13 protein-coding genes and 1 other annotated feature are annotated in these 12,597 nt (G+C 30.0%); of the genes, 7 read left to right on the top strand and 6 right to left on the bottom strand.

Annotated elements, in window-relative coordinates; all coding sequences use genetic code 11:
- Position 1: 1 nt before the first annotated feature.
- A complete protein-coding gene (locus RCG18_RS10035) occupies positions 2–691 on the bottom strand; it encodes a response regulator transcription factor (RefSeq protein WP_308041159.1) in 690 nt (229 codons plus the stop codon).
- A 317-nt stretch (positions 692–1,008) separates the two neighbouring features.
- Positions 1,009–1,061: a sequence feature (sodium ion sensor (DUF1646 type); this cis-regulatory element may regulate processes involved in with the transportation of sodium ions), on the top strand.
- 86 nt (positions 1,062–1,147) lie between these two features.
- On the opposite strand from RCG18_RS10035, the gene RCG18_RS10030 reads away from it, so the two are divergent.
- Positions 1,148–2,431, top strand: coding sequence for an ArsB/NhaD family transporter (locus tag RCG18_RS10030; protein WP_308041158.1), 1,284 nt, complete (start codon positions 1,148–1,150; stop codon positions 2,429–2,431).
- A 112-nt stretch (positions 2,432–2,543) separates the two neighbouring features.
- Here RCG18_RS10030 and RCG18_RS10025 read toward each other — a convergent pair whose 3' ends face one another.
- Complete coding sequence (locus tag RCG18_RS10025; RefSeq protein WP_308041157.1) at positions 2,544–3,485, bottom strand: SPFH domain-containing protein; 942 nt, start codon at positions 3,483–3,485, stop codon at positions 2,544–2,546.
- Positions 3,486–3,496: 11 nt separating this feature from the next.
- Positions 3,497–3,922 (bottom strand): NfeD family protein, encoded by a 426-nt coding sequence (locus tag RCG18_RS10020; RefSeq protein WP_308041155.1) that lies wholly within the window; start codon positions 3,920–3,922, stop codon positions 3,497–3,499.
- Between the two features lie 404 nt (positions 3,923–4,326).
- Between RCG18_RS10020 and RCG18_RS10015 the strand changes: the two genes are divergently transcribed.
- A complete protein-coding gene (locus RCG18_RS10015; RefSeq protein ID WP_308041154.1) occupies positions 4,327–6,255 on the top strand; it encodes an NAD(+) synthase in 1,929 nt (642 codons plus the stop codon).
- 355 nt (positions 6,256–6,610) lie between these two features.
- On the opposite strand, the gene RCG18_RS10010 is transcribed toward RCG18_RS10015, so the two are convergent.
- On the bottom strand, positions 6,611–7,483 hold the full coding sequence (locus tag RCG18_RS10010; protein WP_308041153.1) for an endospore germination permease: 873 nt from the start codon (positions 7,481–7,483) through the stop codon (positions 6,611–6,613).
- Positions 7,484–7,585: 102 nt separating this feature from the next.
- On the opposite strand from RCG18_RS10010, the gene RCG18_RS10005 reads away from it, so the two are divergent.
- The gene (locus tag RCG18_RS10005; protein WP_308041152.1) at positions 7,586–8,992 is read left to right on the top strand and encodes a spore germination protein; all 1,407 of its coding nucleotides are present in this window, start codon (positions 7,586–7,588) and stop codon (positions 8,990–8,992) included.
- Positions 8,989–10,101 (top strand): Ger(x)C family spore germination protein, encoded by a 1,113-nt coding sequence (locus tag RCG18_RS10000; protein WP_308041151.1) that lies wholly within the window; start codon positions 8,989–8,991, stop codon positions 10,099–10,101. The genes RCG18_RS10005 and RCG18_RS10000 overlap by 4 nt, the downstream gene beginning before the upstream one ends.
- A gap of 67 nt (positions 10,102–10,168) precedes the next feature.
- Here the strand turns inward: RCG18_RS10000 and RCG18_RS09995 are convergent, their stop codons facing one another.
- Together RCG18_RS09995 and RCG18_RS09990 are read right to left on the bottom strand one after the other, a co-directional pair.
- On the bottom strand, positions 10,169–10,591 hold the full coding sequence (locus tag RCG18_RS09995) for a YaaR family protein (protein ID WP_308041150.1): 423 nt from the start codon (positions 10,589–10,591) through the stop codon (positions 10,169–10,171).
- Between the two features lie 177 nt (positions 10,592–10,768).
- A complete protein-coding gene (locus RCG18_RS09990; protein WP_308041149.1) occupies positions 10,769–10,963 on the bottom strand; it encodes an alpha/beta-type small acid-soluble spore protein in 195 nt (64 codons plus the stop codon).
- Between the two features lie 199 nt (positions 10,964–11,162).
- Between RCG18_RS09990 and RCG18_RS09985 the strand changes: the two genes are divergently transcribed.
- From RCG18_RS09985 to RCG18_RS09975, 3 genes are all read left to right on the top strand, one after another.
- Positions 11,163–11,327 (top strand): hypothetical protein, encoded by a 165-nt coding sequence (locus RCG18_RS09985; protein ID WP_308041148.1) that lies wholly within the window; start codon positions 11,163–11,165, stop codon positions 11,325–11,327.
- A 192-nt stretch (positions 11,328–11,519) separates the two neighbouring features.
- On the top strand, positions 11,520–12,056 hold the full coding sequence (locus tag RCG18_RS09980; protein ID WP_308041147.1) for a chromate transporter: 537 nt from the start codon (positions 11,520–11,522) through the stop codon (positions 12,054–12,056).
- A gap of 2 nt (positions 12,057–12,058) precedes the next feature.
- A complete protein-coding gene (locus tag RCG18_RS09975; RefSeq protein WP_308041146.1) occupies positions 12,059–12,583 on the top strand; it encodes a chromate transporter in 525 nt (174 codons plus the stop codon).
- Positions 12,584–12,597 lie beyond the last annotated feature (14 nt).

Raw genomic sequence — 12,597 nt, 5'->3', positions numbered from 1 at the left:
ATCAATCCTTTCTCCACCTATACCCTACACCCCAAACTGTTTCTATATACTTGGGCTCTGAGGAGTTATCTTCTATTTTTTCTCTCAATCTTCTTATATTTACATCTACTATTTTTGTGTCTCCTAAATAACTGTACCCCCAGACCAAATCTAATAATTCATCACGACTTAAAGCCTTATTTTCATTTTCTATGAATATCTTAATAAGTGAATACTCCTTTGGAGTCAAATCTAACTCTTTGCCTCCTTTATAAGCTTTCATTGCAGTTTCATCTATATTAAAATAGCCGGACGTTAGTACCTTAATTGAGGTATCTACACTATTTCCTATACGTCTTAAAAGCGCATTTACTCTGGCAATCAACTCTTGTGGATTGAAAGGTTTTATCATATAATCATCTGCTCCAAACTCTAAGCCCATTATCTTGTCCATATCTTGACTTCGAGCCGTAAGCATTATAATCCCCATATTGGGGAATTCCTTTCTTAAAAGCTCACAAACTTTAAATCCATCCATTCCAGGAAGCATTATATCTAATATCGTTATAATAGGTTTCTCCCGCCTTGCTTTTTCAATTGCTTCCTCTCCACTCTCCGCTTCTATTACAATAAAATTATTTCTTTTAAAGTTTATCTTTAAAAAGCCTCTTATAGAGCTTTCGTCCTCTACTAATAGAACCTTTCTTTCCATAAAATCCTCCTCATATTTAATATGATTGTGTTGTAATTATATCATACTTATCTTTTGAAAATTATCGATATCATATAACTGTAACTTATTTGTAACTAATTTTAATACTTTTGTTACCAAATAAATACATAAAAATATTAAAATTATAATTGTCGAGAAAAGTTATCCACTATTTTCAAAACTTAATAAAACTACAATATAGGGCATTGATCATTGCACAACGATCAATGCCCTATGTGATATACTTAACCATATAACACATAGTTGATTATCCTTAAATATTATGTTACTATTAAATTAACTTAATATTTAAGTACGGTTGATCGAATTATATTCGTTTTCAAGCATCTGACTTCTAGGGTGGGAAGTCCATTTTATGGACTTTTCCGCCTTTTTTGCGTGCGTAAATATTTTAAGATAAAACTCAAATAATAATTTAACTAGGAGGATCTAATTATGGATAATAACTCAATTAAAATTATTTTAGCCTGCTCTATATTTCTTATAGCTTATGTATTTATCATATTTGAGAAACTTGATAGAACATTGATTGCTTTTATTGGAGCTTCTTTAATGATACTTACAGGAATAATAAGCCAGGAGCATGCCTTCGGTCATATTGATTATAATACTATTGGACTTTTAATTGGTATGATGATTATAGTTATGGTTGTTAAAAGAACTGGATTATTTGAATATATGGCAATTAAAGCTGCAAAAATAGCAAAGGGTGATCCAAAAATATTGCTTATATTCTTATCTATAGTAACAGGTGTTCTTTCAGCTGTACTTGATAATGTCACAACTATATTGTTGATAATCCCAATAACATTTGATATAGCAAAAGATTTGCATATATCTCCTATTCCTTTTATAATAACTGAAATTTTTGCATCTAACGTAGGTGGAACGGCAACTATGGTAGGCGATCCGCCAAATATTATGATAGGAAGTTCAGTAGGTCTAAAATTTATTGATTTTATAAAAGTTGATGCTACTATTGCTATGCCACTATTATTTTTAACAACTTTCATTTTTGCTTTAATATATAAAAATATGTTAACTACAACAGAAGAGGCAAAAGAAAAAGTTTTAAGAATGGATGAAAAATCAGCAATAAAAGATAAGAAACTTCTCATTAAAAGTATAGTAGTACTCGCATTAACCTTTATTGGCTTTATACTTCATGGAGTGCTTCATTATGAATCTGCAACCATCGCAATTACAGGTGCAGTTATCCTTCTATCTATATCAAAACTAAATCCTGAAAAAATACTACATGAGGTTGAGTGGAGCACTATTATTTTCTTTAGCGGACTATTTATGCTTGTAGGTGGTCTTCAGGAAGTTGGTGCAATAAAGCTTCTAGCGGAGTGGGTATTAAATATAACTCATGGAAATTTAGTTCTAACAACTATGTCAATATTATGGGTCTCAGCCATTGCATCAGCCTTTGTTGATAACATTCCTTTCGTTGCAACAATGATACCAATGATTAAAGATATGGGAGAGCTCTCTGGAATTAATCTTACACCTTTATGGTGGGCACTTTCTCTTGGTGCATGTTTTGGAGGAAACGGTACAATAATCGGATCTAGTGCAAATGTTCTTGCCATTAGCATGGCAGGAGAGAGAGGCCATAAAATTACTTTTAAGAAATATTTTAAAGTTGCTTTTCCAATGACTATTTTAACAGTAGCTATAGCCACACTCTATTTATATTTAATTTTCTTTTTATAGATGCACAAATAGGTAGAGCCTTTGTTTATACAAAAGCTCTACCTATTAAAAATTATTTACTATTTTAATATCTCCAGTAGTTTAAGTTAACTTTCTAAATTGAAACCTTATTCTATTTAGTGCCTTTAATTATTTCTGCTACAGCCGCAATGTTTCCAAAAGAAGATAGAGTTTCATTTGGAAGTATAAGCTTATTCGCAGGATTTTTAGCCATTTCTTGGAGAGCTTCTACCTGCTTAAGAGCAATAACTGTTTCATTTGTACCGGAATCTATTATAGACTTGTTTACCATTTCAATAGCCTTTGCTTGTGCTTCTGCAACTGCTTCGATTGCTTTTGCCTTACCTTCTGCTTCAAGTAGCTGAGATTCTCTTAATCCTTCTGCACGTCTAATGTTTGCTTCTTTCTCTGCTTCTGCCTGTAGTATTTTTGATTGTTTCTCACCTTCTGCTCTTGCTATAGCACTTTGTCTAGCACCTTCTGCTTCAAGAATTACAGCTCTCTTATCTCTTTCTGCTTTCATCTGCTTTTCCATAGCCTGTTGAATTTCTCCTGGTGGTATTATGTTTTTAATTTCAACAGATAGAATTTTTATTCCATAAGCATCTGTAATATCGTCAACAACTTTTAAAAGCTCAGAATTTATAATATCTCTTCCTGATAAAACTTCATCAAGTGCCATATTTCCCACTATATTTCTCATGTTTGTTATAGTTGAATAAATTATACCTGATTTGTAACTCTCTATGTTATAAATTGCATCTTTAGGATTCATCACTTTATAAAATATAACATTGTCTACTGATATCTTTACATTATCCTTTGTAATAACATTTTGAGGTTCAATATCAAGTATTTGTTGCTTTGTTGAAACCTTCTGTCTAACAAAATCTGCAAATGGAATTACTAAATGCCAACCTGGTTCTAATATCCTATGAAATTGACCAAATCTTTCAACTACATACACATATCCAGTGTTAACAATTTTAATAGAAGATATAATAGTAACAATTATGAAAACCAGAATAATTAAAAACAAAATTTTTCCAAACATCTCTCATCCTCCTAAATCTTTTCAATAATTATCTTATTTCCTTCAACGCCTATAATTTTTGCCTTGTCTCCCTTTTTAACCATCTCACCTTCATTTTTAGCAGCCCAATATACCCCATCTATTTTTACAGATCCATTACTTACTATGTCTTCATCCACAACAATTTCTTTTCCTAAATAGGTCTGTTCTCTAGTTGGTGTAGGCTTTACAGACATTTTAATACTCTTTTTAGCCATTGGATACCCAACTGCCATTAATATAGCACTTATTGCTACAAATATAATAGACTGAACTGCCAAAGAACAACCTAGTATTTGCGCTATAATTGCTGCAATAGCTCCAATTGTAAACCAAACAAATATAAAAGCGCTAGTTATAATATCTATAAGCAGAGCTATCGAACCAATGACTACCCACAAAATAATAGTACCTGTCATATCAAACTCCCCCTTTCTTATTACATAATCTTTATAATATATATGCCTCATCTTATATAACTTATGTTTTCATAATACAGTATATTATAAATTAAATAAAGTTTTGTTTAATATTAAAATATGATATTAAATACTGTTTTATCCTATAAATCGCAGTTCTGGACAAGCTCTCTTACATTCTCTTGAAATATTTACAATTTAGATGTAATTGCATTTTATATATCACTTATCATATTATGTCAATACTCTTATTTAAGTGAATTAATATAATTTGACAATTTATCTTTTGTATTTGATAATTGTATTGAAATAATCTGATAACATTATTTAAGTAAGGAATCTAAAATATTAAGTCAAAGATATTACTTAATATAGCATACATCATTTAATAAGGAGATGATATAATGCCAATGGCTGACTTTATAAGAGTAGCAGCTGCATGTCCAATAACAAATGTAGCTGATATAGAGTTTAATTTAGAAAATATTAAAAAATGCATAGATACAGCTGTAGAACAAAATTCTAAACTTATAGTTTTTCCTGAACTGTGCATAACATCCTATACCTGTGGCGATCTATTTGAACAAAAACTATTGCTTACTAAAGCCATAGAGGGATTGCAGTATTTATGTAACTACTCTAAGGGAAAAGATATACTTATAACAGTAGGAGCGCCTCTTACATATAATTATTGCTTATATAATTGTGCATATGTAATTTTTGAAGGTAAAATTCTTGGAATAGTACCTAAAAGTTTTATACCAAATTATACAGAGTTTTATGAGAAAAGATGGTTTACTGAAGGGGTAGGACTTGTAGACGAAGAGATAGATTTATTCTTTCAAAAAAATATTCCCTTTGGTACTAATCTAATTTTTACTTGTGGAGATTTTAGATTTGGTTTTGAAATATGCGAGGATTTATGGACTGTTATTCCTCCTAGCAGCTATCTTACTTTAATGGGTGCTAATATTATAGGTAACTTATCAGCATCAAATGAAGTGGTTAGTAAATCAGAGTATAGAAAAGAACTAGTTAAGTCTCAAAGTGGAAGATGTATAAGCTCATACATTTATGCTTCCAGTGGAGTCTTTGAATCTTCTACAGACTTAGTTTTTAGTGGAGATTTACTCATAGGTGAAAATGGAGTTCTATCAAGCTATAATGATAGATTTCAAAGAGAAAATCAAGTTATAACATCTATTATAGATATTAATAAATTAAATAGTGAAAGACTCAAAAACGTAAGCTTTAGAGACAGTGTTAAATTACTCCCTTTTGAACCCCTAAATATAGAGTTCAAATTTAAAAGCACTAATTATGGCATATTCAATAGATATATTGATAAGCATCCATTTGTGCCTTCAAATGAAGCCGAAAGGGAACTGCGTTGCAAGGAAATATTTAATATACAAACCTCAGCTCTAGCAAAACGAATGACACACACAGGACTAAGAAATGCAGTAGTTGGTATATCTGGCGGATTAGACTCTACATTAGCTCTTTTAGTTATAGTAAAGACCTTTAAAATGCTAAATATTCCAAGTGAGAATATAATAACAGTGACTATGCCTGGTTTTGGAACTACGGATAGAACATATAATAATGCTATTAATCTGTGTAAAAATCTTGGTACAGAACTTAGAGAGGTAAATATAGTTCCTGCTTGTCTTCAGCATTTTAATGATATAAACCACCCTGCTCAAAAACATGATGTTACCTATGAAAATGTTCAGGCAAGAGAAAGAACTCAAATACTTATGGATATAGCTAATAAAGAAGGTGGTCTTTTAATCGGAACCGGCGATCTATCCGAGTTAGCACTAGGCTGGTGCACCTATAATGGTGATCACATGTCTATGTATGGGGTAAACGCTTCTATTCCTAAAACGCTAGTTAGATATTTAGTTAAATACGTAGCTCAAAAGGAAGTACGAGAAGAAGTATCAAATATACTAATGGATATACTTGATACTCCTGTAAGTCCCGAGCTTTTACCTAAAGATAGCGAAGGAAATATAGCTCAAAAGACAGAAGATATTGTTGGTCCTTATGAATTACATGATTTCTTCTTATATAACTTTATAAGGCATGGTTCTACTCCTGAAAGGATATTATTCTTAGCTAAACATGCCTTTAAAGGAGATTATGATGAAGCAATTATAAAAAAATGGCTAGATACGTTTATAAGAAGATTTTTTACTCAACAATTTAAACGTTCAGCAATGCCTGATGGACCAAAGGTTGGTACAGTTAGTCTTTCTCCTAGAGGTGACTTCCGAATGCCATCAGATGCAAGCTATAGTCTTTGGAAAAATAGTTTTTATAGATAGAAAAAGTAGAAGGTCAACTTCTAGGATAAATTTTATATAGTTATAGCTAAAGTAATAACCTCAACACAATAGTATTGAGGTTATTACTTTATAACAATTTTTATAACTTTAGTCCTAGGTTAATTTTGTGTTTGCTTAGTTTTTCTTTCAGATGCCTTAACTCTAAAACTATATATCATAAAAATAATAGTAGGCATAATGAAAAAATTTATAAGAGCCATAAAATCATAAAAGTTTAAAAACTTAAATAATCCTAATAAGCTATTAGTAGTACATAAAGCACCTATATATATAAGTGCAGATATTGTGTAGGGTAAAACTCTTACATTGCATACCTTTTCTATTTTAAGCTCCTTTAGAATAAGCAGTATACAAAAAAGGTTGCTACATACTTTGCAAACCAGCCTGATATAACTTGAAATATTACATAAAATTCTCCGCTAGCAATAAAACCAAAATAAGATATTAATTGTGTTTGTATAAGCTTAGGGAAAATTATAACATTTGCTCTTTCAACGGAAAAAGTAACTAAAATACCATCTATTGAAACAATTATCATTTGTACAACAAATATAAGAGTGAATACTGCACATCTACGTACTCTTTCTTTATCTTTGATTTGAGCTATGTATGGTAATGCAATTGATGCAGATGCATAGAGCCCTAGAGCCTTGGCTGTACCTATAAAAAAATCTAAATTTATTCCTTTTTCAAAAACCGGAAATAATCTTTTGTATTCTTTAAAATGATAAGTGAGCATATACAGATTTATTCCATTTATTACTGAAATAATTATACTAACCATTATTACTATAATTACGGCGTTTTTTCCTTTTAAAACTGTATATAATCCTGGAAGAATAATAAAAAGTGCAATGTACCAATTAGGACTTTCAACAAATAAATTAAAATGTACAACACTTGTTTCAAGTGAAGCACTTCCCAATAAAGATAGAAATAATGTAAATAAAAATAAAATTAGAAATAGGTTTCCCAATAATTTTCCTAAGGCATTGGTATATATCTCATGTAAGCTAAAACAGTTATTTTTTACACATATCTTTATTATGTAGTTAAAGTAAAGTATTATAATTATTCCCGCAATTATAACAGAAATCCAACTCTCTTTTTTAGCATACCTCATAAATATTTGTGGATAGGTTTTAAGGGCTGGTATTGTTGTAGCACATATTATAAAAAATAAATGTTTAAAGTTTAACTTATCCATTACCATTCTCCGTTCTTTATTGTAAATATTGCTACAAAAATATTATTTACTAAACAATGAATGTTATCCTAAAAAAAACAAATAATAAAAATGGTGATGTTTATGAATGAATACTTACAATACATATATTTAAAACTAAAACCTAACTCAGACTTTAAGCATAGGGAATTGAAATGCAACCTTGGCACTATTAATTTATTTTTTATAGATAATCTTTGTGACTCCAAATTCATAAGTGAATATATTATTGCTCCATTTATTAAAGATGATAATATACAGGCAAATGTAGAGGACATAAAAAAGAATGTTCTCTATAGTAATTCTGTGGGAGATATTAAAACAAAAGAAGATGCAGTCATTCATATTTTATCTGGTGATGTAGTTATAGTTTTTGATTTTATAACTTCAGCAATATATTGTGAGGCTAAAGGATTTAGTAAAAGAAGCATTTCAATACCAATAGCAGAAGCGGTATTAAAGGGTCCTAGAGAGGGTTTTAATGAAGTTATAGTAGATAATATTTCATTAATAAGAAGAAAAATTAAAAATGCGAACTTAACCGTTGAAACTCAGCTTTTAGGTGAAAAATCTAACACTATTATAGCTTTAGTATATCTCAGAGGCTCTGCTCCTAATAACTTAGTAGATTATATAAAGAAAAAGCTATCAAATATTAATCTAGATTTTTTATTAGATATAAATTATATACAAGAGCAGTTACAATGCAAATATACCTTTTTTGATACTATAGGATATACCGAAAAGCCAGATATAGCTTCATCTAAAATATTAGAGGGAAAAGTTGTAGTCTTAGTGGACGGAACTCCTTTTGCATTAATTGCACCATATTTTTTTATAGAAAACTTTCAAACCGCTGATGATTATTATTTAAATAAATATTACTCAAATTTTACAAGAGTATTAAGAATATTGGCCTTTATGATATCCTTGTTTTTACCTGGTATATACATAGCATTAACTACACATCATTTTTCGCTAGTTCCTTTAGAGTTTATATTTAGACTTGCTGCATCTAGAGCTGATGTTCCTCTTCCTCTTGCAGTTGAAGTAGTAATAATGACTTTTTTCTTCATATTTTTAAGAGAAGCTGGTATAAGATTGCCTCAACCCATAGGGCAGGCAATTAGTATAGTAGGAGCATTAATATTAGGTGATGCAGCAGTTGGTGCTGGTTTAGCTTCACAAAGTACAGTAATAATTGTTGCACTATCAGCTATAACCTCCTTTTTAACTCCTAAGCTCAACACTGCAATGGTATTCTGGGAATTTATCGTCATAATTTTATCATCATTACTTGGGCTTATGGGATTTTTTATGGCAATTTTTATATTCTGTGCACATGTCGGCTCACTAAATAGCTGCGGTTATCCTTATTTTATGCCATTTACTACATCAGAACAATTTGATTATAGAGATTTAGCAGCAAGAGATAATCTTAAAGTTATTTCTAAAAATATGTTACAAGCAGATGAGGATGAAAGAAAATGAAAAAAATTCTTTTATATTTTCTTATTTTAAGTACATTTCTTTTTAATGGTTGTTTTAACTATACAGATATAGATAAAGTAATATTTACAACTTCTGTAATAGTTGATGTAGACGAAGAAGGTATGCCAGTAGTATATGAAGAAGCTTTTAAGCCCTCAAGAGGTGGAAAGGCTTCCTCTGGAAAGGGTTCGAGGGTATTATTCCAAGGTACTGGAAAAACTCTCTTCGAAACATTTAGAAATCTAAATTTATCTTCAAGCTATAAGCTTAATTATACTCAATGCAGAGGTATTATATTTACAGAAAAAGCTGCTGAAAAAGGACTAGACCGCTTTATAGATGTATTTGATAGAGGCCAACAGTTCGTCATACGATCTGATATTGTAATTTATAAAGGGGATCCTCAGGCATTGATTAATGCCAAACTTAAAGAGCAAGATTATATAGGTTTATTCATACATGATCTTATTTATAATACGCCTTCATCATCCCGAGGAACCATATTAAGTTTAAATGACTTTTTAAATAAAAGTTACTCCGAAAATAATGTTTGTGTTGTACCAATGGTAGAACTGAAAAAAAACCAGTTGGAAGATAAGGTTACAATAACTGATGGTGCTATAATAAAGGATTTCAAAATGATAGGAAAACTTCCAGAAGCTGAAACTGAAAGTTATAACTTCCTAATAGATAATATAAAAGGAGGCACTTTAGAGGTATCTAACCCTAATTCTTCTAATGATTTTGTAACTTTAGAAATTTTGAAAAATAAAACAGATACAAAAATATATTATGATGGTAAAGCAGTTACCTTAAGAAAAATAATAAATACACGAGCAATTGTGACTGAAGCTCAGAAGAGTTTAACATTTGATCAGGGTACAATTGATGATATTCAAAAGAATGCAGAATCAAATATAAAAAAGTTTTCTTTACAGCTATTTGATGAATATAAAAAGAAAGGTCTGGACATATTTGATGTAGCAGATACTTTTCATAAAGCATATCCTCGCGAAAAACTTGAAGGTAATATAATGTATAAAACAGAATTAATAGTTGAACCACATGTATTTGTAGAAGGTTCCACAGATACAACTAATTTTAGATAGAAAGTGGTACCCTGCTTTTGTTACCACTTTCTAAAAATCATTAAGTATTACATGAATCTCTACATCTTTATTTATAAATATCAACTAAAAGACCTGCTATGTCATCAATAGTCGCTGCTACACTTAAGTTTTCTTTTTGGTCATCGACAAGCTTTTGTGTAAGCTCTTCAAGCTTTTGATCGATAGTATCTACTGTTATGAAATATTGTGTTTGCCAAAAGCTTATATCCTTTTTTACTTTGTACATGTAATTTAATACAGATTCAAGATAATCTTTTATCATTTTTTTATAGGACTTAACATCTGAATAACATTTAGTTATCGCAAGCCTGTTTCCTTTTTTCTTTATATTATCAAACATTTCCTTAAGTTGTTGTTCTGATCTTTTTTCCATTTGTGAGTTAAAGCTTTGAGAAAAATCTTTTTTAACAGTTATGGATTTCTTCTCAGCAGGAACGCTGGTCGTTCTTCCTACTCTTGATATTTCCATATTCTTACCTCCATGTTTTTATACTAATATGTATATCGACAGATACCTTAATTATATAAATATTATATCTGATATTTATATAAATTTCATGAATATTTTTTTACAGGGAAACTAACTAGAAAAAAATGAGGACGACTCATTTTAACTTTGAATCATCCTCACCGTAATTAGTTTATATTATAGCCCTTTTTCATAAGCCTCTACCATTTTCTTAACCATTTGTCCTCCAACAGAACCATTTTCTCTTGAAGTAAGATCACCATTATATCCTTGTGTTAAGTTTACTCCAACTTCTCTTGCTGCTTCCATTTTAAATTTATCTAATCCCTGTCTAGCTTCTGGTATTAATGCTCTATTTCCTCTACGTGCCATAGTTATTTCCTCCTCATTAAATTAATTAGATTTTTAATATAAAGTTAAGTTTTAACTTTATATTAAAAGTTTGTACAGTTTTTAAATTTATACTCTATTTAATTGCATGTAAAAATGTAATTGTTTATTTTTATATCCTAAAAATTACTCTTATACTTTTTCTCTAACCTGCATATCCTAAAAACTGAGGTGAATATTTATGGAAAAAAATCATAACGCAAACAATCAAAATCCTGTTACTGAGCAAAATGTCTCTCAATTAGGCTCTCCTATAAGCGGAATGTCTGCGGAAGAACTATATAGACAAAAAGAAGAATATGATGCTAAATTTACACTTTACAAAGGATCTATACCCAACAGATAAATATGAAAATAGTCTTGGTGATCATAAATAGTTATTAAAATTATTTAGTTTTTACCTTCAGATAGGGAAGGCTGATTATTTTCAGCCTTCTTTACTTTTTATAAACTTTAATATAAAGTGGTATTAAATGGATTGCTTAAAAATTATTTTAAATCTTTAACAATATTCTAATACACTTTAGGAGTGAATTTCATGAAAAAATACTTTATAATATTTTGGAGTTTCTTTAAAATAGGAGCATTTACTTTTGGTGGTGGTTATGCAATGATTCCATTGATAGAAACTGAAGTTGTTAAAAACAAAGAATGGGTCAATAAAAATGAATTTTTAGATATACTAATAATATCGCAATCCTTCCCTGGAGCTCTTGCTGTTAATACCTCTATATTTATAGGTTATAAAATTAGTGGCATACTTGGAGCAATACTTGCGCTTCTTGGGACTATTCTTCCATCTTTCTTAATTATACTTTTTATAGCTGCTTTTTTTATGCAATTTAGAAATTACTATTATGTAGACTTAATATTTAAAGGCATAGGAGCTGCAGTACCAATGTTGGTACTAATTGCCGTAGTTAGTCTTTCCAAATCATTGAAAAAAGACTATATAAATTTATTTATAATAATAGCCACAGTTATTTGCATCAATGTTTTTAAAATCCATCCAGTACTTACTATAATTATAGCTGGTATATATGGTTATCTATTTCTCAGAAAGAGAGTTGAATAAATATGCATGTAACACTACAATTATTTTGGGCATTTTTGAAAATAGGAGCCTTTAGCTTTGGCGGAGGATATGCAATGCTGCCTTTAATTGAAAGGGAAATTGTTTCCAATGATCATTGGATCAATTATAAAGATTTTATAGATATAATAGGTATCTCTCAGATGACTCCCGGTCCTATTGCCATAAACTCTGCTACCTTTGTGGGATATAAAGTTTATGGTTTTTACGGAAGTGTTGCTGGAACTATAGGTGTTGTAACCTTTTCTTTTCTTCTTGTTTCCATAGCAACCCATTATATAATGAAATTTAAAGAATCCAAAGCAATGAAAGCCGTACTTCTTGGAATGCGCCCTGCTCTTATAGGCCTTATAATATCTGCTTTTTTATCTCTAGCAAAAGAATCTTATCATGATCTAAAAAGTGTTTTTATAGGAATTTTTATTATGGCTTTACTATTATCCAAAAAGCTTCATCCAATCCTAATAATAGCTATTTCAGGTATTGCAGGTATATTAGTTTATAAATAAAATATAAAAGAAGT

This window comes from Clostridium sp. OS1-26 (assembly GCF_030915445.1).
Taxonomy (GTDB): domain Bacteria; phylum Bacillota; class Clostridia; order Clostridiales; family Clostridiaceae; genus Clostridium_AM.
The sequence above is the reverse complement of the archived record's forward strand: the minus strand, read 5'-3'. Positions and strand labels throughout refer to the sequence as shown.

Coding starts and splice junctions, on each gene's coding strand:
- RCG18_RS10035 (WP_308041159.1), bottom strand. CDS start 691: ATGGAAAGAAAGGTTCTATTAGTAGAGGACGAAAGCTCTATAAGAGGC.
- RCG18_RS10030 (WP_308041158.1), top strand. CDS start 1,148: ATGGATAATAACTCAATTAAAATTATTTTAGCCTGCTCTATATTTCTT.
- RCG18_RS10025 (WP_308041157.1), bottom strand. CDS start 3,485: ATGTTTGGAAAAATTTTGTTTTTAATTATTCTGGTTTTCATAATTGTT.
- RCG18_RS10020 (WP_308041155.1), bottom strand. CDS start 3,922: ATGACAGGTACTATTATTTTGTGGGTAGTCATTGGTTCGATAGCTCTG.
- RCG18_RS10015 (WP_308041154.1), top strand. CDS start 4,327: ATGCCAATGGCTGACTTTATAAGAGTAGCAGCTGCATGTCCAATAACA.
- RCG18_RS10010 (WP_308041153.1), bottom strand. CDS start 7,483: ATGGATAAGTTAAACTTTAAACATTTATTTTTTATAATATGTGCTACA.
- RCG18_RS10005 (WP_308041152.1), top strand. CDS start 7,586: ATGAATGAATACTTACAATACATATATTTAAAACTAAAACCTAACTCA.
- RCG18_RS10000 (WP_308041151.1), top strand. CDS start 8,989: ATGAAAAAAATTCTTTTATATTTTCTTATTTTAAGTACATTTCTTTTT.
- RCG18_RS09995 (WP_308041150.1), bottom strand. CDS start 10,591: ATGGAAATATCAAGAGTAGGAAGAACGACCAGCGTTCCTGCTGAGAAG.
- RCG18_RS09990 (WP_308041149.1), bottom strand. CDS start 10,963: ATGGCACGTAGAGGAAATAGAGCATTAATACCAGAAGCTAGACAGGGA.
- RCG18_RS09985 (WP_308041148.1), top strand. CDS start 11,163: ATGGAAAAAAATCATAACGCAAACAATCAAAATCCTGTTACTGAGCAA.
- RCG18_RS09980 (WP_308041147.1), top strand. CDS start 11,520: ATGAAAAAATACTTTATAATATTTTGGAGTTTCTTTAAAATAGGAGCA.
- RCG18_RS09975 (WP_308041146.1), top strand. CDS start 12,059: ATGCATGTAACACTACAATTATTTTGGGCATTTTTGAAAATAGGAGCC.